15 protein-coding genes and 1 pseudogene are annotated in these 18,095 nt (G+C 65.1%); 15 read left to right on the top strand and 1 reads right to left on the bottom strand.

Annotation, left to right across the window (positions count from 1 at the left end; translation table 11 throughout):
* Positions 1 to 221 precede the first annotated feature (221 nt).
* The 6 genes from ACIP02_RS10990 to ACIP02_RS10965 all read left to right on the top strand — a co-directional run bounded on the left by ACIP02_RS10990 (position 222) and on the right by ACIP02_RS10965 (position 9,655).
* Positions 222 to 1,763 (top strand): UxaA family hydrolase, encoded by a 1,542-nt coding sequence (locus ACIP02_RS10990; protein ID WP_400616164.1) that lies wholly within the window; start codon positions 222 to 224, stop codon positions 1,761 to 1,763.
* A 34-nt stretch (positions 1,764 to 1,797) separates the two neighbouring features.
* The gene (locus ACIP02_RS10985) at positions 1,798 to 2,856 is read left to right on the top strand and encodes an Ldh family oxidoreductase (protein ID WP_400616161.1); all 1,059 of its coding nucleotides are present in this window, start codon (positions 1,798 to 1,800) and stop codon (positions 2,854 to 2,856) included.
* A gap of 20 nt (positions 2,857 to 2,876) precedes the next feature.
* A complete protein-coding gene (locus ACIP02_RS10980) occupies positions 2,877 to 4,094 on the top strand; it encodes a fumarylacetoacetate hydrolase family protein (RefSeq protein ID WP_400616159.1) in 1,218 nt (405 codons plus the stop codon).
* 100 nt (positions 4,095 to 4,194) lie between these two features.
* Positions 4,195 to 5,487, top strand: a complete 1,293-nt coding sequence (locus ACIP02_RS10975; RefSeq protein ID WP_400616442.1) for an MFS transporter — start codon at positions 4,195 to 4,197, stop codon at positions 5,485 to 5,487.
* Between the two features lie 254 nt (positions 5,488 to 5,741).
* Positions 5,742 to 7,391: a VRR-NUC domain-containing protein gene (locus ACIP02_RS10970; RefSeq protein WP_400616157.1), complete on the top strand. Its 1,650-nt coding sequence runs from the start codon at positions 5,742 to 5,744 to the stop codon at positions 7,389 to 7,391.
* Positions 7,388 to 9,655: an ATP-dependent DNA helicase gene (locus ACIP02_RS10965; RefSeq protein ID WP_400616154.1), complete on the top strand. Its 2,268-nt coding sequence runs from the start codon at positions 7,388 to 7,390 to the stop codon at positions 9,653 to 9,655. Before ACIP02_RS10970 ends, ACIP02_RS10965 begins: the two co-directional genes overlap by 4 nt.
* Positions 9,656 to 9,869: 214 nt before the next feature.
* Here the strand turns inward: ACIP02_RS10965 and ACIP02_RS10960 are convergent.
* Positions 9,870 to 10,460 (bottom strand): annotated as a pseudogene (locus tag ACIP02_RS10960) (NnrS family protein); the annotation flags it as partial.
* 215 nt (positions 10,461 to 10,675) lie between these two features.
* Here ACIP02_RS10960 and xerC point away from each other — a divergent pair.
* The 9 genes from xerC to ureG all read left to right on the top strand — a co-directional run bounded on the left by xerC (position 10,676) and on the right by ureG (position 17,538).
* Positions 10,676 to 11,590, top strand: a complete 915-nt coding sequence (xerC, locus tag ACIP02_RS10955; RefSeq protein WP_400616152.1) for a tyrosine recombinase XerC — start codon at positions 10,676 to 10,678, stop codon at positions 11,588 to 11,590.
* A 378-nt stretch (positions 11,591 to 11,968) separates the two neighbouring features.
* Positions 11,969 to 12,802, top strand: a complete 834-nt coding sequence (locus tag ACIP02_RS10950; RefSeq protein ID WP_400616149.1) for an urease accessory protein UreD — start codon at positions 11,969 to 11,971, stop codon at positions 12,800 to 12,802.
* 9 nt (positions 12,803 to 12,811) lie between these two features.
* Entirely contained in the window at positions 12,812 to 13,114 is a 303-nt protein-coding gene (locus ACIP02_RS10945) for an urease subunit gamma (RefSeq protein ID WP_003256923.1), read from the top strand.
* Positions 13,115 to 13,133: 19 nt separating this feature from the next.
* The gene (locus ACIP02_RS10940; RefSeq protein ID WP_400616440.1) at positions 13,134 to 13,451 is read left to right on the top strand and encodes an urease subunit beta; all 318 of its coding nucleotides are present in this window, start codon (positions 13,134 to 13,136) and stop codon (positions 13,449 to 13,451) included.
* Complete coding sequence (gene ureC / locus ACIP02_RS10935; RefSeq protein WP_400616146.1) at positions 13,448 to 15,151, top strand: urease subunit alpha; 1,704 nt, start codon at positions 13,448 to 13,450, stop codon at positions 15,149 to 15,151. Before ACIP02_RS10940 ends, ureC begins: the two co-directional genes overlap by 4 nt.
* Positions 15,152 to 15,161: 10 nt before the next feature.
* Positions 15,162 to 15,665, top strand: coding sequence for an urease accessory protein UreE (gene ureE, locus ACIP02_RS10930; protein ID WP_400616144.1), 504 nt, complete (start codon positions 15,162 to 15,164; stop codon positions 15,663 to 15,665).
* An 18-nt stretch (positions 15,666 to 15,683) separates the two neighbouring features.
* Entirely contained in the window at positions 15,684 to 16,229 is a 546-nt protein-coding gene (locus ACIP02_RS10925) for a HupE/UreJ family protein (RefSeq protein WP_400616142.1), read from the top strand.
* Positions 16,229 to 16,903, top strand: a complete 675-nt coding sequence (locus ACIP02_RS10920; protein WP_400616139.1) for an urease accessory protein UreF — start codon at positions 16,229 to 16,231, stop codon at positions 16,901 to 16,903. The genes ACIP02_RS10925 and ACIP02_RS10920 overlap by 1 nt, the downstream gene beginning before the upstream one ends.
* A gap of 11 nt (positions 16,904 to 16,914) precedes the next feature.
* Positions 16,915 to 17,538 (top strand): urease accessory protein UreG, encoded by a 624-nt coding sequence (gene ureG / locus ACIP02_RS10915; RefSeq protein WP_400616136.1) that lies wholly within the window; start codon positions 16,915 to 16,917, stop codon positions 17,536 to 17,538.
* Positions 17,539 to 18,095: the final 557 nt, after the last annotated feature.

Below are 18,095 nucleotides of genomic sequence, written 5' to 3'. Positions count from 1 at the left end.
CTAGTGCATAAATTGCCGGGGCTGCTTCGCAGCCCTTTCGCGACACAAGGCCGCTCCTACAGGGGACCGTGTTTAGCGGCAGGCGATTGATAGCCAGACGTCGGTGCCACGTTGCGATAACACCAGGTTATCGCTCGATCCGATCATCTCATTGGGAATCCGGCGCAAGGCTTCTTACAGTGGCTTCAGCCATAACAAGAAGCACCGCCCTGAGAGGTCCCATGCAACTGATTGCCAAGTCCGGTGACCCTGCCGTCATCCGCCTCAACCCGCTGGATAACGTCCTCATCGCCCGCCAGGCCCTGGCCCAAGGCCTGCGCCTGGAGAACGAGGCGATTACCGTGCGCCAGCCAATCCCCTCGGGCCACAAACTCGCCACCGAACGTGTAGAGCAGGGCCAACCGCTGCGCCGTTACGGCCAGATCATCGGTTTTGCCTCGCAAGCCATCGAAGCCGGCGACCACGTGCATGTGCACAACGTACAGATGGGCGACTTCGCCCGTGACTACGCCTTCGGGGCCGATACCCGCAACCAGCCGAGCAGCACCGCGCAGTTCCAGGGCATCGTGCGCGCCGATGGCCGGGTCGCCACCCGCAACTACATCGGCATCCTGACCTCAGTGAACTGCTCGGCAACCGTGGCCCGCGCGGTGGCCGACCATTTCCGACGCGACATCCACCCCGAGGCCCTGGCCAACTACCCGAACATCGACGGCGTGGTGGCCCTGACCCACGGCGCCGGCTGCGCCGTGGACCCCAGCGGTGAAGCCCTGGGGCTGTTGCGCCGCACGCTGGCCGGGTATGCCGTACACCCCAACTTCGCCGCGGTGCTGATCATTGGCCTGGGCTGCGAAACCAACCAAATCGAAAGCCTGCTGGAAACCCAGGGCCTGCAGGCCAGTGCGCAACTGCGCGCGTTCACCATCCAGGGCATCGGTGGCACGTCGAAAACCATCGCTGCCGGTATCGAACAGGTCAAGGCGCTGCTGGCCGAGGCCAACCAGGCCCAACGCCAGGCAGTCAGTGCCCGGCACCTGGTGGTCGGTTTGCAGTGCGGTGGCTCCGATGGCTACTCGGGGATCACTGCCAACCCGGCACTGGGCAATGCCGTTGACCGCCTGGTGGCAGCCGGCGGTACTGCGATTCTTTCTGAAACCCCCGAGATCTACGGTGCCGAGCACTTGCTGACGCGCCGCGCCGTCAGCCGCGAGGTGGGCGAGAAGCTGGTAGCCCGCATCCGCTGGTGGGAGGACTACTGCCAGCGCATGAACGCCGAACTGAACAACAACCCCTCGGCTGGCAACAAGGCCGGGGGCCTGACCACCATCCTCGAAAAATCGCTGGGTGCGGTGGCCAAGGCAGGCTCCAGCAACCTGGTCGATGTGTACCAGTACGCCGAGGCGGTGCGTGCCCAGGGCCTGGTGTTCATGGATACCCCCGGCTACGACCCGGTTTCGGCTACCGGCCAGGTGGCAGGCGGGGCCAACCTGATCGCCTTCACCACCGGCCGTGGCTCGGCCTACGGCTGCGCCCCGGCGCCGTCGATCAAGCTGGCTACCAACAACCGGGTGTTCGAGCACCAGCAAGAGGACATGGACGTCAATTGCGGCGGTATCGCCGACGGCTCCACCAGCATCGAGGAGCGCGGCGCCTACATCTTCGAACAGATGCTGCGCATTGCCTCCGGCGAGCGTAGCAAGAGCGAACAGCATGGTTATGGGCAGAACGAGTTCGTGCCGTGGCAGATCGGTGCCGTGACCTGATCGAGCGCGCCCGTCCCTTTTCGAGGCAACTGCAATGACTCCAACCACACGCTACAACGTGCAAGCGCTCAGCGCCTTTGTCGAGCAACTGTTCACCAAGGCCGGAGCTGATGTCGAAGTCGCCCAGGTCGTGACCCGGGTACTGCTCGAAGGCGAACTGCTTGGCCACCGTACCCATGGGCTGAACCTGGTCAGCCGCTACATCGATGGCATCCTGAGCGGCCATGTAAAAGCCAGTGCGCAAGCGCTGGAACAGGTCTCGGACAGTGGCATTTCCAGCCTGTTCGACGGCCACTACCTGCTCGGGCCGTACTGCGTCAGCCGTGCCTTGGACTGCGCGGCAAAAGGCGCGACGGCGCAGGGTATCGGTATCGCCGTGGTACGCCGCGCTGCCCATATCGGCTGCCTGGCCGCTTACCTCAAGCCCTATACCGACCAGGGCCTGGTGGCCTTGGTGTATTCCTCGGACCCGTCGGTGGGGGTGGTCTGTGCCCATGGCGGCATCGACCCGGTGTACACCCCGAACCCGATCGCGGCCGGTATCCCGACCCAAGGCGAGCCAATCCTGCTTGACGTCAGTATGTCGACCGTCACCCTCGGGCTAGTGGGCCAGTGCCGCGATGCCGGCAGCCGGCTGCCACACCCGGTGCTGGTGAGCAATGACGGGCAATTGAGCGACAACCCGGGCGACTTCTTTACTCAACCGCAAGGCAGCATCCTGCCCCTGGGTGGTCAGGCCTTTGGCCACAAAGGCTTTGCCCTGGCGCTGTTGGTCGAAGCGCTGACTTCAGGGCTGGCCGGCCATGGCCGCAAGGATACACCTGACCAGTGGGGCGCCTCGGCCACTGCCGTGGTGATAGACCCACGCTTCTTCGGTGGCCTGCAAGCGTTCAGCGACGAAACCAGTTTCCTCGGCCGCCTGGTCCTCGCCAGCCGGCCGCTCGACCCCGCGCGCCCGGTGCGCCTGCCCGGGCAGGCAGGCCTCGCGCTCCGCCGTCAGGCCCTGGAGCAGGGCGCCAGCCTTGCGCCACAACTGGTGGCCGACCTGGACCGGCTGGCTGGGCAACTGAACCTGCCGACACTTTCCCAATGATGCACAGTAAGGGTACACCGATGACTGATCGATCGAATGCCAATCAACCCCTGTCGCTGAGCCATGATGCCAGCGTGTTCGACAAAGGCAGTTGGGTAGGGCGGGTGTGGCTGCCGAATCAGGGGCCGGCGGTCGTGCTGGTGAAGGCCGGCGCGGTCTACGACATCAGCCAGCATGTGGCGACGGTCTCGGCCCTGCTGGAAGTCGCCGAGCCGGTGGCCTACTTGCGCGCCTTGCCGCTTGGTGCGCCGCTGATTGCGTTGCCGGCATTGCTGGGTAACAGCGACCCGGCCCAGCGCGACCCGCATCAGCCATGGCTGTTGGCACCCATCGACCTGCAGGCCGTCAAAGCCGCTGGCGTAACCTTCGCCACCAGCTTGCTGGAACGCGTGGTCGAAGAGCAGGCCAAGGGCGACCCGGCCAAGGCCGACGCCATCCGTGACACCCTGGCCAGCCGCATTGGCGCCGACCTGTCGCAGATCGTACCGGGCTCGGCCCAGGCCGAAGCGCTGCGCAAGGTGCTGGTAGAGCAGGGCCTGTGGTCGCAGTACCTGGAAGTGGGTATTGGCCCGGACGCCGAGGTGTTCACCAAGGCCCAACCGCTGTCGGCGGTCGGCCACGGCGCCGACATCGGCATCCATCCCAAGTCCAGCTGGAACAACCCGGAACCGGAAGTGGTATTGGCGGTGTCCAGCGATGGCCGCATCAAAGGGGCGATGCTCGGCAACGACGTCAACCTGCGTGACTTCGAAGGGCGTAGCGCCTTGCTGCTATCCAAGGCCAAGGACAACAACGCCTCCACGGCCCTGGGCCCGCTGCTGCGGCTGTTTGACGAAAGCTTCAGCCTGGACGATGTTCGCACTGCCGAGGTGGACCTGCGCGTCGAAGGCGAGGACGGCTTCATCCTCTCCGGGCGCAGTTCCATGCGTCAGATCAGCCGCGACCCGCAAGACCTGGTGCAGCAAACGGTCAATGAAAACCATCAGTACCCCGACGGCCTGGTGCTGTTCCTCGGTACCTTGTTTGCGCCCAAGCAGGACCGCGACCAGCCGGGCAACGGCTTCACCCACAAACCCGGCGATGTCGTGAGCATCAGCAACCCGCAACTGGGTACCCTGTGCAACCGAGTGACCACCAGCGACCAGGCACCGCAGTGGCAGTTCGGCCTGCGCGCGCTGATCGACAACCTCGGCCAGCGCGGCCTGCTGCAGGTTGCAGCTGCCGCCCGCCAACCCTGAACGCCACGCTGCGCCAGGGAAGGGGCGCAGCATCCCCGAGGGATCGCCAAGGCGCAGACAGCGCGGCAACAATAATAATAAAGGTCGACACATGAACCCTATGAAGAAGTACCAGCGCATTACCGTTGTGTTCCTGCTACTGATCGGCATCGTCAACTACCTGGACCGTAGCGCGCTGTCGATCGCCAACACCTCGATCCAGAAAGACATGATGATCAGCCCGTCGCAGATGGGCATTTTGTTGTCGGCGTTTTCCATTGCCTATGCCTTCGCGCAGTTGCCCATGGGCATGATCATCGACCGCCTGGGCAGCAAGATTGCCTTGGGTGCCTCGTTGCTCGGCTGGTCGGTCGCCCAGGCGGCGTTCGGCATGGTCAGCAGTTTTGCCGGCTTCATGGGCTTGCGGGTACTGCTGGGCATTGGCGAGGCGCCCATGTTCCCCTCGGCGGCCAAAGCCCTGTCGGAATGGTTCGATGCCAACGAGCGCGGCACCCCGACCGGGGTGGTCTGGTCCTCAACCTGCCTGGGGCCCTGCCTGGCACCGCCCTTGCTGACACTGTTCATGGTCAACTTCGGCTGGCGCGGCATGTTCATCATCACTGGCGTGATCGGTATGGTGCTGGCCGTGTGCTGGCTGAGCTTCTACAAGAGCAAGGCACGCTACCTGGCCGAACTCGCAGCCGAAGGCAGGCCGTTGCCCAGCGAGCAGCCTGCTCCGGCAGCAGCGCAAGCACCGAAAACCTCGTATTTCGCTGGCTGGCTTGATCTGTTCAAGCACCGCAGCACGTGGGGGGCGGTGCTGGGTTTCATGGGCGTGATCTACATGCTCTGGCTGCACCTGACCTGGCTGCCGGGCTACTTCGAGCGTGAGCACGGCCTGGACCTGTACAAGACCGCCTGGGTGGTGTCGCTGGCCTACGGCTTTGGTGCAGCAGGCACGATCGTGGCCGGGCGCTTCTGCGACTGGCTGGTCAAGCGCGGCCTGAGCGTGCTGGGCAGCCGCAAGTTCAGCGTCATCACCGGCCTGGTGCTGGCGGCACTGTTCACCTTGCCGCTGTCGTTTGTTACCGGCCTGACCGGTTGCACTATCCTGCTGTGCCTGGCGTTGTTCAGCATCAACATGGCCAGTGCCACGGCGTGGATGATTGTCAACACCATCGTCGACAGCCAGCGCGTGGCGTCGTTTGGTTCGATCCAGAACTTCGGCGGTTATATCGCCGGTTCCGTGGCGCCCATCGCTACAGGTTTCAGCATCCAGTATTCGGGGTCGTTCACCACGGCGTTCATGATTAGTGCGGTGGTGGCACTGTGTTCGGCGGTGGCGTATTTCCTGCTGCTGCAGGCGCCGATCGGCAGTGCCAGGGTCGAGGCGGGGGAGCTGGCCAGGGCTTGACCGCTGCTCTACAGGTACTGCGCTGTCCTTTCAGGCACCGCGGTACTTGTAGGAGCGGGTTTACCCGCGAAGCTGTCGACGTAGTGTATGGCACCGGCTGCGCCGGTGTTCGCGGCTAAAGCCGCTCCCACAGTGACCAATGCAAGCCTCTGCTTTTGCATAAGGCAGTCGAATCGAACTGACCCACGGCTCTTGTCAGGCACATGGGTCTGTATGTATAACCAGTGCCTGTTCCCGCAACTTGACCCCAACCCGTGATCGCCCATTCCGTCGACGACCCGTTCTACTACCTGCACAACTTCCGCCAGGTGCTGCTATGGGTCGAACAGCGCTACGCAGACCTGCTCGATGAGCATGAACTGGCCTTCATCCATACGTTCAGCCAACTGCAGGCGCCAGCCCAGGCGTTGCTGGTGCGCATGGTCATGCGCAAAGGTGAGCTGTTTCGCAGTGACCGGCTGGACTACGCCGAAATAGGCGACACCGCGCTGGCCCTGCAACCGCTGCGGGCGCTCGGCTGGGTGCGCGAACCTGAGCAACTGGCACTGGAACAGCTGTTCGCCTTGCTGCGCAAGGACGAACTGGCCCGCTGCTTCACCGCGCAACTGAGCCGCCCGCGCGCCACCAAGCATGAGCTGTTGGCCCAGCTGCAACCCTTGCAGATGGCCGCCCGCTCTCTGGCCGACTGGTTCCCCGACAGTGAGGTGCGCATCCTCCAGTGGTGCCTGCAACCGCTGTGCGACCGCATGCGCCTGCTGTTCTTCGGCAACCTGTACCAGGACTGGTCAGACTTCGTTCTCGCCGACTTGGGCCTGCTGCGTTACGAACAGGTGCCGTTCAGCCCCGATTCACGTGCCTTGCAGCAACGCGCCGATCTCGACCTGGCCATGGCCCTGCACCACTGCACCGAGCGGCTGGAGCAGGGCGACGATCCTGAGTCGATCCTTGCCGTGATGCACAGCCTGCACAGTGACAACCCATGGCTGGCCCGGCGCCGTGCGCGCCTGCAATTCGCCCTGGGCCAGCAATGCGAGCGCCTGGGTGAATGGGACCAGGCCATGGCCGTGTACGCACAGTGCAACCATGCCCAGGCACGTATCCGCCAGGTGCGGGTACTGGAGCGCAGCGAACAGTGGCCCCAGGCCCACGCACTGGCGTTGCAGCTGGCCGAAGCGCCGGCCAACGCGCTGGAGGTGCAGGCACTGGCGCGCATGCTGCCGCGCCTGGCGCGCAAGCTCGGCGGCCCGCCACAGCGGCGCCAGCGTGTCGCGCCGCTGGAGCTGATCGAGCTGGAACTACCCCGCGAGCAGGCCGCGCTGGGGGTGGAGGAAGCGGTGCGGCAGCACCTGGCGCGCGAGGGCGGCCAGGCGCATTACGTGGAAAACACCCTGTTCAACAGCCTGTTTGGCCTGCTGTGCTGGGAGGCGATTTTCGCGCCGGTGCCAGGGGCGTTCTTCAACCCGTTCCAGGCCGCGCCACAGGACCTGCACGACAGCGACTTCCTGCTACGGCGCAGTGCGCTGTTCGAGCAATGCCTCGGGCGGCTGGATGATGGCAGCCACCGCCAGGCGATTCTCGACTGCTACGCGGCCAAGCTGGGCCTGCAGTCGCCATTCGTGTTCTGGCCCATGCTCAGTGAAGAACTGCTGACCCAGGCCTTGGCCTGCCTGCCGGCCGCCCAGCTGAAACAGTGCTTTCTGCGCCTGTTGCAGGACATTCGCAGCAACCGCGCGGGCATGCCCGACCTGATCCAGTTCTGGCCCGAGCAGGGGCGCTATCGCATGGTCGAGGTCAAGGGCCCCGGTGATCGCCTGCAGGACAACCAACTGCGCTGGCTGCAATTCTGCCGCGAACACGGCCTGCCAGTCGCGGTGTGCCATGTGCGCTGGAGCGAAACGCCTTGAGCTACAGCGTGGCGGTACGGGCCTTGTGCGAGTTCAGCGCCAAGGTCGGCGACCTGGACCTGCGCTTCACGCCATCGCCCACCGCCCAGGAGGGTATCGAAGGGCATCAGCGGGTGGTGGCTCGGCGAGCGGCGGGCTACGAGTCCGAAATCACCCTCGAAGGCCAGTTCGAAACCCTGCGGGTGCGCGGCCGCGCTGATGGTTACGACCCCGCCGGCAACCGGCTGGAAGAGATCAAGACCCACCGCGGCGACCTGGCGCGGCAGCCGGCTAATCACCGTCAGTTGCACTGGGCGCAGGCCAAGGTCTATGGCTGGCTGATGTGCCAGGCTCGCCAACTGCCGGCCATTGAGGTAGCGCTGGTGTACCTGGATGTCGATAGCGATAGCCAGACCTTGTTCAGTGAGCACTGCACTGCGGTTGAATTGCAGCGCTTCTTTGAAGCCCAGTGCCAGCGCTTTCTGGGGTGGGCGCAGTTTCAGCAAGGCCGTTTGGCCGAGCGCGACCACGGCCTGCAAGCGCTGAGCTTTCCTTACCCGCAGTTCCGGCAGGGCCAGCGGCAACTGGCCGAAACCCTGTACAAGGCGGTAAGCACCGGCCGTTGCCTGATGGCCCAGGCCAGCACCGGCATTGGCAAGACACTCGGTACTTTGTTCCCGTTGCTCAAAGCCATGGTGCCGCAGCAACTGGACAAAGTGTACTTTCTCACGGCCAAGACCCCAGGCCGGGCGCTCGCCCTTGATGCCGTACGCCAGATCACCGACGCCACGCCGCAGCCCGCCTTGCGCACGCTGGAGCTTATCGCCCGCGACAAGGCCTGCGAGTACCCGGACAAAGCCTGCCATGGCGAGTCCTGCCCGTTGGCCGCTGGCTTCTACGACCGATTGCCGGCTGCGCGCGAAGCCGCGGCAGCAGTGCCGTTGCTCGACCGCGCCAACCTGCGCGATGTGGCCCTGGCGCACCAGGTATGCCCGTACTACCTGGGCCAGGAAATGGCGCGCTGGGCCGACGTGCTGGTCGCCGACTACAACTACTACTTCGACGCCCATGCCTTGCTGTTCGGCCTGGCCCAACTCAACCAGTGGCAGGTTGCGGTGCTGGTGGACGAAGCCCACAACCTGGTCGAGCGGGGGCGCGGCATGTACAGCGCCAGCCTCGACCAGGGCCAGTTGCTGGCCCTGCGCCAAAGCAAACCGCAGGGGCTGGTCAGCGCACTGGACCGCCTGAACCGGCAGTGGAACGCCCTGTACAAGGAACAACGGGCGCCGTACCAGGCCAGCGAAGCGCTGCCCGAAGGCCTGCTGCGTGCGTTGCAGCAGTGCATCGGGCTGATTCAGGAACAGATGAACCAGTCACCCGCGCACATTGACCCGCAGGTGCTGCAGTTCTTCTATCAGGCCTTGCAGTTCAGCCGGGTCGCCGAGCTGTTCGACGAGCATTTCCTGTTCGATATCAGCCAGCGCCAAGGCCCACGCAATCGGCGGCTAGCCACGTTGTGCCTGCGCAATGTCACCCCGGCGCGGCTGCTGGCGCCGCGCATGCGGGCGGCGCGCAGTGTGACGCTGTTTTCAGCCACGCTGAGCCCGCCGCATTTCTACCGTGACCTGCTGGGCATGCCGGCCGATACCGCCTGGCTGGAAGTGGCCGCGCCGTTTCGTGCGGAGCAACTGGAGGTGCGCATTGCCAGCCAGGTGTCCACGCGGTACCAGCAGCGCCAGGCTTCGCTGGCGCCGATTGTCGAGCTGATTGCCCGGCAGTACCAACAGATGCCGGGCAACTACCTGGCGTTCTTCAGCAGCTTTGAATACCTGCAGCAGGTGGCCGGGTTACTGGCCGAGCGGTATGCACAGATACCGCTGTGGGCGCAGGCACCCGGCATGGACGAGGCCGCCCGGCAGGCGTTTCTGGATCGCTTCGTTGCTGATGGCCGAGGTGTCGGTTTTGCTGTGTTGGGCGGTGCATTCGGCGAAGGCGTGGATTTGCCGGGTACCCGGTTGATCGGTGCCTTCGTTGCCACCCTCGGGCTGCCCCAGGTCAACCCGGTCAACGAGCAATTCAAGCAGCGCTTGGGGCGGCAGTTTGGCGCAGGGTTCGATTACGCCTACCTCTACCCGGGGGTGCGCAAGGTGATCCAGGCGGCGGGCCGGGTGATCCGGGGGGACCAGGACCGAGGCGTGTTGGTGCTGATCGATGAACGCTTTGCCGAGCCACGGGTGCAGCAGATGTTCCCGGGCTGGTGGCCAGCCGCCGAGCACTGCCCCTGACCGGTACGCGGTCCTTTGTAGGAGCGGCCTTGTGTCGCGAAAGGGCCGCGTAGCGGCCCCAGTATCTTCGCGCAAATGCATGAATTGCCGGGGCCGCTCTGCGGCCCTTTCGCGACACAAGGCCGCTCCTACAAGGGACCGTGTCAACCTGTCAGCTGCAAGCTGTTACCCAGGCATGCCATCCACCCGTGGCATCCAGCGGTGTGAGCAGCGGCAGAATCACCCGCGCCATCATCGCCAGGATCAGCCCGCTCATGGCGCCAACGGTCAGGGCGTGGGTCACCAGGCTCGGGTTCACCGCCATTCCGGCGTGCCACAGCGCCATGCCCAGGCAGGCGAGGGCGATCCAGGCATAAGCCAGGTGCAGTGACCACAGCAGCGGCACGCGCCACAGGCCACGGTCGTGCCACAGCACCAAGCGTGCGGCGTGCAGCGTGAACAGGGCAAAAAACAGCACGGCCAGGCTTGTGTGTGGTGAGTCGCCCAGCCCCTTGGCAAAGGCCAGTGGCACCGCCACGCTGAGCAGCAAGCATGCCCGGTCCAGCAGGCCAGGGATACCGCTCCAGTTTTGCGCGGCGGTCAGCAGGAAACCGGCGATGATGGCGGCGGCAAAGCCGAAGAGCATCTCATGACGGTGCCAGGCCAGCATACCGCCGGCCGGTGTCCGGGCCAGCGCGCCGGCCAGCACCCCGGCCCAGAGCAGCAAGGCGAGCAGCGCAAACAGGCTGCCGCCCAAAAAGAACGGACGAAAACCCAGGCCCCAGACAGCCTGGCGTGGACGTGAAGCGACGGGTTGCACAAGCATGGGCAGTCCTTGGTTCGTTCAGAGGGCTTCAATTGGGTTAAGATCACGATTCGTGCCAATTGCAAAGCCCTTGAATATCAAGGTGATGGCACTTCTCCGAGTCTGAATAACATGCGAACTCTGTGGTCATTCAGACTTGCTTGTATGTCGTTTAAACTTGCTTCAGGGTTGGCCCGCTGCGCTGCCGGCCAACGCTTCGCTACAGGATTCACGCTTTGTCCGACCTCTCGAAAAACCCGCTGCTGCAGTACATGGCCCGCCTGGCCCCATCCAGCCAGCAAACCATGCGCTACATCCTTCAGGACGCCGCCGACCGGCTCGGTTTTGTCGACTGCAATATCGTCGACGTGCCTTGGCATCGGCTCGAGCCCGGCCACGTGATCGCACTGGTGGCGGCCCTGCGTGCCGACGGCTACGCACCCAACAGCTCATCGTTATACGTCAACGCCATCCGCGGGGTGATGAACGAGGCCTGGCGCCAGGGCCTGATCGCCCATGAGCAGTTGCTGCGCATTCGCGAAGTCAAGCCGGCCACTGGCACCCGCCTGCCGCCCGGGCGCAACCTGCGGCGCAGCCTGATTCGCGAGTTGATGGACGTGTGCGCGGCCGACCCACGCCCACAAGGCGTGCGCGACGCGGCGATCATTGCCTTGCTGTATGGCACAGGCATGCGCAAGTCGGAGTCGGTCGACATCAACCTTGAGCAGGTCGATTTCGAGGCCCGCAGCCTGCAGGTGGTGGGCAAGGGCAACCACCAACTGGTCAAGTACGCACCCCCTTGGGCATTCGAAAAGTTGCAAGCATGGCTCGACCTGCGCCGCCAGGACTTGCCGGCCGGCGCCGAGGACGACCCGTTCCTGTTTAACCGTATCCGCCGCGGCAGCCACATCACCCGGGCGCGCATCACCAAGCATGCAATCTACTACATTGCCCGCCAGCGCGGTGCGCAGGTGGGGGTGAAAATCATGCCGCACGACTTCCGCCGGGCCTTTATCACCCGGGTGATCGAAGAGCATGACCTGTCGATTGCGCAGAAGCTGGCACACCACGCCAACATCCAGACCACGGCTATCTACGACCGGCGCGACGACAACGAACGCCGCCGGGCGGTGGACCGTTTCGACTACTGATATCAGGCCTGTTACGCGTCCTTTGTAGGAGCGGGTTTACCCGCGAAGAATCCAGCACGGCGTATGGCACGGGCTTCGCCCGTGTTCGCGGGTGAACCCGCTCCTACAAGGATCGCGCAAGGCAATGAATCATCACCGGGTGGGGCTGGCACCGAAACAGGGCCAAACCACGCCCCTGCTTTGTGCGCCATCCCCCCGTATGCCCGATGCCAGAGCGGCCGCGATAAAAGTTTCATCTGCCTTCACCTGCGGAGTTGGCCCGCAACCTGCTATATCCAGCCTGCGAATTTGATCGAGTGGTCAGGCCGCGCGCGCTGACAGGCGCCCGTGGCGGACTCTCTAAACGGCCAGCAGGCCACGGATTTCAGGGGCCGCAGGATGTCGCTCGCGGAGCAGATCGAACAACCACAAGACACTGCAGGCTGGAGCGCCCACCTGCAGTTGCGCTTTGTCCGGCGTGAGGGTGTGACCCGCCTTGGTGCGTGGAAACATTTCGGACCTCTTTTGGTGCAACGGCCCTTCTACCCGGAAGGTGCACCGTGCCATGTCTATGTGCTGCACCCGCCGGGCGGCATCGTCGCGGGCGATCGCCTGGACCTGGACATTCAGCTGGAGCCCGGCAGCCACGCGCTGCTGACCATGCCAGGTGCCAGCAAGTTCTACCGCAGCATCGGCCCGACCGCGCGGCTGGCCCAGCGCTTTCAGCTGGCTGCCGGCAGCACCCTGGAGTGGCTGCCACAGGACAGCATCTTCTTTTCCGGCGCCCGCGCCAGCCTCGCCAGCCGCTTCACCCTTGAACCCGGTGCCCGCCTGCTGGCCTGGGAAACCCTGTGCCTGGGTCGTCCGGTGATGGACGAGCGTTTCGACCACGGCGCCCTCGACAACGTTTTGCACATCGAGCTCCCTGGCGAGGTTGGCCTGCACGAGCGCTTGCGTATCGAAGGCGGGCAGCTGGACAAGCTCGGCGGCCACCCGCTGCTCGCCACCTTCTGCGCCGCACCGGCCGACCAGGCCGTGCTGGAGCAGGTGCGCCCGCTGCTCGACAAATTGGGCAACCCGGCCGGCGCGACCCTGCTCGGGTCGTTGCTGGTGATTCGCCTGCTTGATCATGACAACCAACACCTGCAACACACCCTGCAACGCCTGTGGCATGTACTGCGCCCGGCCATTCTTGGCCTGCCAGCCTGCCCGCCGCGTATCTGGGCCACCTGAGAGAGCGCCATGGAGCTGACCCCGAGAGAGAAAGACAAACTGCTGCTGTTCACCGCCGCACTGCTGGCGGAGCGGCGCCTGGCCCGCGGCCTGAAACTCAACTACCCGGAGGCCGTGGCGTTGATCAGTGCCGCCGTGCTGGAAGGCGCCCGTGATGGCCGCACCGTGGCGGAACTGATGAGCCTGGGGCGCGAGGTGCTAAGCCGTGAGCAGGTGATGCCCGGCATCGCCGAAATGCTGCACGACGTGCAGGTGGAAGCGACCTTCCCGGATGGCACCAAGCTGGTGACCGTGCATGACCCCATCGTCTGAAACCGCCAAGGAGCGCCGCATGATCCCAGGTGAAATCCAGGTCGCCGCAGGCGACATCGAGCTGAACAGTGGCCGGGCAACGGTCAGCGTCAGCGTGGCCAACCACGGCGACCGGCCGGTGCAGGTCGGCTCGCATTACCATTTTTACGAAGTCAATGAGGCGCTGGTGTTCGAGCGCGCGCCGACCCTGGGCTTTCGCCTGGACATCCCGGCTGGCACCGCCGTGCGTTTCGAGCCGGGCCAGGCGCGCACCGTGCAACTGGTGGCCTACGCCGGCAAGCGTGAAGTCTACGGCTTTCAGGGCAAGGTGATGGGCGCGCTGGAGGGCAGGTCATGAGCCGTATTTCCCGCCAGGCCTACGCCGACATGTTCGGCCCCACAGTGGGCGACCGCGTGCGCCTGGCCGACACGGCGCTGTGGGTCGAGGTAGAAAAAGACTTTACGGTCTATGGCGAAGAAGTGAAGTTTGGCGGCGGCAAGGTCATTCGTGATGGCATGGGGCAGGGCCAGATGCTGGCGGCCCAGGCCATGGACCTGGTGCTGACCAATGCCCTGATCATCGACCACTGGGGCATCGTCAAGGCCGATATCGGCATCAAGCACGGGCGCATCGCCGTGATCGGCAAGGCCGGCAACCCCGATGTGCAACCGGGCGTCAACGTGCCGGTCGGGCCGGGCACCGAGGTGATCGCGGCCGAAGGCAAGATCGTCACGGCTGGCGGTGTCGACTCGCATATTCACTTCATCTGCCCACAGCAGGTGGACGAGGCGCTGAACAGCGGCGTCACCACCTTCATCGGCGGCGGCACCGGCCCGGCCACCGGCACCAACGCCACCACCTGCACGCCCGGGCCCTGGTACCTGGCGCGCATGCTGCAGGCCGCTGACAGCCTGCCGATCAACATCGGTTTGCTGGGCAAGGGCAATGCTTCGCGCCCTGAAGCATTGCGCGAGCAGATCGCCGCAGGCGCGGTCGGCCTCAAGCTGCATGAAGACTGGGGTTCGACACCCGCAGCCATTGACTGCTGCCTGGGCGTGGCCGAAGAAATGGACATCCAGGTGGCGATCCACACCGACACCCTCAACGAGTCCGGCTGCATCGAAGATACCCTGGCAGCGATCGGCGACCGCACCATCCACACCTTTCATACCGAAGGTGCCGGTGGCGGCCATGCGCCAGACATCATCCGTGCGGCAGGGCAGGCCAACGTGCTGCCGTCCTCGACCAACCCGACCCTGCCGTACACCATCAACACCGTGGACGAGCACCTGGACATGCTCATGGTCTGTCACCACCTGGACCCGAGCATCGCCGAGGACGTGGCCTTTGCCGAGTCGCGCATCCGTCGCGAAACCATCGCCGCCGAGGACATCCTCCACGACATGGGCGCGTTTGCCATGACCTCGTCCGACTCCCAGGCCATGGGCCGGGTGGGCGAAGTGGTGCTGCGCACCTGGCAGGTGGCGCACCAGATGAAGCTGCGCCGCGGGCCGCTGGCGCCGGATACCCATTACAGCGATAACTTTCGGGTCAAGCGCTACATCGCCAAGTACACCATCAACCCGGCACTCACTCATGGTATCGGTCACGAAGTGGGGTCGGTCGAGGTCGGCAAGCTGGCAGATCTGGTGCTGTGGTCCCCCGCGTTCTTTGCGGTCAAACCGGCCCTGGTGCTCAAGGGCGGGATGATCGTCACCGCGCCGATGGGCGACATCAACGGCTCCATCCCCACGCCGCAACCGGTGCATTACCGGCCGATGTTCGGCGCGCTGGGGGCCGCGCGGCATGCCACGCGCATGACCTTCCTGCCCCAGGAGGCCATGGCCCGTGGCCTGGCCGAGGAGCTGAACCTGCGCAGCCTGATCGGTGTGGTCAACGGCTGCCGGCGGATACGCAAGCCGGACATGGTCCACAACACCCTGCAGCCGCTGATCGAGGTCGATGCGCAAACCTACCAGGTGCGCGCCGATGGCGAGTTGCTGGTTTGCGAGCCGGCCACCGAGCTACCGCTGGCCCAGCGCTATTTTCTGTTCTGAAGGAGCACCGATGATTGTCTTGACCCGCCGTATTACCGAACCCGGCACGCATGCTGTCAGCGGCACCGTCACCCTTGACGTCGACAGCCGAATCAAAAGCCGCCTGCGGGTAACCCTGGACGATGGCCGCGAAGCCGGGTTGATGCTGGAGCGTGGCCACCTGCTGCGCGGTGGCGAACTGTTGGCCGATGCTGATGGCAGCCAGTTGATCCGTGTGCTGGCAGCGCCCGAGGCGGTGTCCACGGTGCGCTGCGCCGACCCGCACTTGCTGGCCCGTGCGGCGTACCACCTGGGCAACCGCCATGTACCGCTGCAGATCGAGCCCGGCCTGCTGCGTTTTCAGCACGACCATGTGCTGGACGATATGCTGCGTGGCCTGGGCCTGACGGTGGAGGCCGAGCACGCCCCGTTCGAACCTGAAGCGGGCGCTTACCAGAGCGCGCCGCATGGCCACGGCCACAGCCATGCCCATGGCCACGATCACCCGTTCGTGCGCCTGCCTGCCCATTCCTGAACTGCCCTGGAGCAACCGATGAAAAAGACTTTCGCCCTGTTTCTGCTGATGCTGGCGTTGCCGGCTTTCGCCCACCCTGGCCATGACAGCAACCCGTTGCAGGACGGCCTGCTGCACCCGTTGACCGGGCTTGACCACCTGCTGATGCTGCTTGGCACCGGCGTGCTGGCCGCGCTGACCCGGCGCAACCTGACGTTGCCGCTGGCGACCTTGGCGGCGATGTTCGGGGGTGCGGTGTGTGGCCATCTGTTCGGTGACGTGCTGGGCATGGAAACGCTCATCGCCGTGTCGCTGCTGGTGGCTGCCGGCGCGGTGCTGCTGCCGAGCCGCCAGTTGCTGTTGGCCACGGCCATGCCGGTGTTCGCCCTGTTCCACGGCTGGGCCCATGGCGTGGAAGCCACGCCAAGCGCGTTCTGGCAGTTCAGTGCCGGCTTTGTCGCGGTCAGTGGCCTGCTGCTGGCGGTCGGCTTCGCGGTCGGTTGCCTGTTGCGCCGCCACAGTGGTTTGCAGAAAGCCTTCGGCGGCGGCCTGCTAGCCGGCGCCGCGCTGGTGCTGGCAGGCTGATGAACAGCGACCTCGCGTTGCTGCGCCTGCTGCAGTTGGCCAGCCCTGGCTTGCCGGTGGGCGGCTTTACCTATTCGCAAGGCCTGGAGTGGGCGGTCGAGGCGGGCTGGGTGGTGGGTGTGGAGGGCTTTGCTGCCTGGCAGCGTGAGCAGCTTCACGACACCCTGGCCTGCGTTGACTGGCCGGTGCTGGCGCGCCTGTACCACGCCTGCCAGGCCGGGGATGCACAAGCGTTCGGCCAGTGGAGCCGCTTCTTGCTGGCCAACCGCGAAACTGCCGAGCTACGCCTTGAAGAACAGCAGCGTGGCGCGGCGTTGGCGCGGCTGCTCGACGGCTGGCAACTGGGCCAGGCCCCGGCCTGGCGGGCCAGCCTTGAGCTGACCCAGCTGGGCGGCATGGCCTGGCTGGCCGCGCACTGGGCCATCCCGCTGCGCCAGTTGGCCTTGGGCCATGGTTTTGCCTGGCTGGAAGGCGCGGTCATGGCCGGGGTCAAGCTGGTGCCGTTCGGCCAGCAGGCTGCCCAGACCTTGCTGCGCGACCTCGGTGCCGACTTGCCCGCTGCCCTCGACCACGCCCTGGCCCTGGGCGATGACCAGCTTGGCGGCGGCCTGCCGTTGCTGGCCATTGCCTCATCGCGTCACGAAACCCAATACACCCGTTTGTTCCGTTCCTGAGGACTGCCTGCATGCAAAGCTATCAACAACCCCTGCGCGTCGGTGTCGGCGGCCCGGTCGGGTCTGGCAAGACCGCACTGCTGGAAGCGCTGTGCAAAGCCATGCGCGATCACTACCAGATCGCCGTGGTCACCAACGACATCTACACCAAGGAAGACCAGCGCATCCTCACCGAGGCCGGCGCCCTGGAGCCCGAGCGCATCGTCGGCGTAGAAACCGGCGGCTGCCCGCACACGGCCATTCGTGAAGACGCCTCGATGAACCTGGCGGCGGTCGAAGCCCTGGCGCGCAAGTTCGGTAACCTGGAAGTGATTTTCGTCGAGAGCGGCGGTGACAACCTAAGCGCCACCTTCAGCCCGGAACTGGCCGACCTGACCATCTACGTGATCGACGTGGCCGAAGGCGAGAAGATCCCGCGCAAGGGCGGCCCAGGCATTACCAAGTCGGACTTCCTGGTCATCAACAAGACCGACCTGGCGCCGTATGTAGGTGCTTCGCTGGAGGTAATGGAGCGCGACACCCAGCGCATGCGCCCGCAGCGGCCATGGACTTTCAGCAACCTGAAGAAAGGCGAGGGGCTGCAGGCGGTGATCGACTTCATCGTCGAGCGCGGGATGTTGGGGGGGCGCGCCTAAAGGGCCATCAGCTGTTGCAGGCCCGGCCTCTTCGCGGGTGAACCCGCTCCTACATCGATCGGTGGTATGCACACATCAGTGGTTCGACACCGCCCATTGTAGGAGCGGGTTCACCCGCGAAGAGGCCGAGCCTGCGGCCAACAATCACCGGTCCGACACCGCCCATTGTAGGAGCGGGTTCACCCGCGAAGAGGCCGAGCCTGCGGACCAACAATCACCGGTCCGCCCATTGTAGGAACGGGTTCACCCGCGAAGAAGCCGAGCCTGCGGGCCAACAATCACCGGTCCGACACCGCCCATTGTAGGAGCGGGTTCACCCGCGAAGAGGCCGAGCCTGCGGGCCAACAATCACCGGTCCGCCCATTGTAGGAACGGGTTCACCCGCGAAGAGGCCGAGCCTGCGGACCAACAATCACCGGTCCGACACCGCCCATTGTAGGAGCGGGTTCACCCGCGAAGAGGCCGAGCCTGCGGGCCAACAATCACCGGTCCGACACCGCCCATTGTAGGAGCGGGTTCACCCGCGAAGAGGCCGAGCCTGCGGGCCAACAATCACC

The organism is Pseudomonas sp. NPDC089408 (assembly GCF_044749445.1).
In the GTDB taxonomy this organism is placed as follows: domain Bacteria; phylum Pseudomonadota; class Gammaproteobacteria; order Pseudomonadales; family Pseudomonadaceae; genus Aquipseudomonas.
The sequence above is the reverse complement of the archived record's forward strand: the minus strand, read 5'-3'. Positions and strand labels throughout refer to the sequence as shown.

Excerpts from the sequence above, each read along its gene's own strand:
- ACIP02_RS10990 (WP_400616164.1), top strand. The coding sequence starts at position 222 with ATGCAACTGATTGCCAAGTCCGGTGACCCTGCCGTCATCCGCCTCAAC.
- ACIP02_RS10985 (WP_400616161.1), top strand. The coding sequence starts at position 1,798 with ATGACTCCAACCACACGCTACAACGTGCAAGCGCTCAGCGCCTTTGTC.
- ACIP02_RS10980 (WP_400616159.1), top strand. The coding sequence starts at position 2,877 with ATGACTGATCGATCGAATGCCAATCAACCCCTGTCGCTGAGCCATGAT.
- ACIP02_RS10975 (WP_400616442.1), top strand. The coding sequence starts at position 4,195 with ATGAAGAAGTACCAGCGCATTACCGTTGTGTTCCTGCTACTGATCGGC.
- ACIP02_RS10950 (WP_400616149.1), top strand. The coding sequence starts at position 11,969 with ATGTCGCTCGCGGAGCAGATCGAACAACCACAAGACACTGCAGGCTGG.
- ACIP02_RS10945 (WP_003256923.1), top strand. The coding sequence starts at position 12,812 with ATGGAGCTGACCCCGAGAGAGAAAGACAAACTGCTGCTGTTCACCGCC.
- ACIP02_RS10940 (WP_400616440.1), top strand. The coding sequence starts at position 13,134 with ATGATCCCAGGTGAAATCCAGGTCGCCGCAGGCGACATCGAGCTGAAC.
- ureC (WP_400616146.1), top strand. The coding sequence starts at position 13,448 with ATGAGCCGTATTTCCCGCCAGGCCTACGCCGACATGTTCGGCCCCACA.
- ureE (WP_400616144.1), top strand. The coding sequence starts at position 15,162 with ATGATTGTCTTGACCCGCCGTATTACCGAACCCGGCACGCATGCTGTC.
- ACIP02_RS10925 (WP_400616142.1), top strand. The coding sequence starts at position 15,684 with ATGAAAAAGACTTTCGCCCTGTTTCTGCTGATGCTGGCGTTGCCGGCT.
- ACIP02_RS10920 (WP_400616139.1), top strand. The coding sequence starts at position 16,229 with ATGAACAGCGACCTCGCGTTGCTGCGCCTGCTGCAGTTGGCCAGCCCT.
- ureG (WP_400616136.1), top strand. The coding sequence starts at position 16,915 with ATGCAAAGCTATCAACAACCCCTGCGCGTCGGTGTCGGCGGCCCGGTC.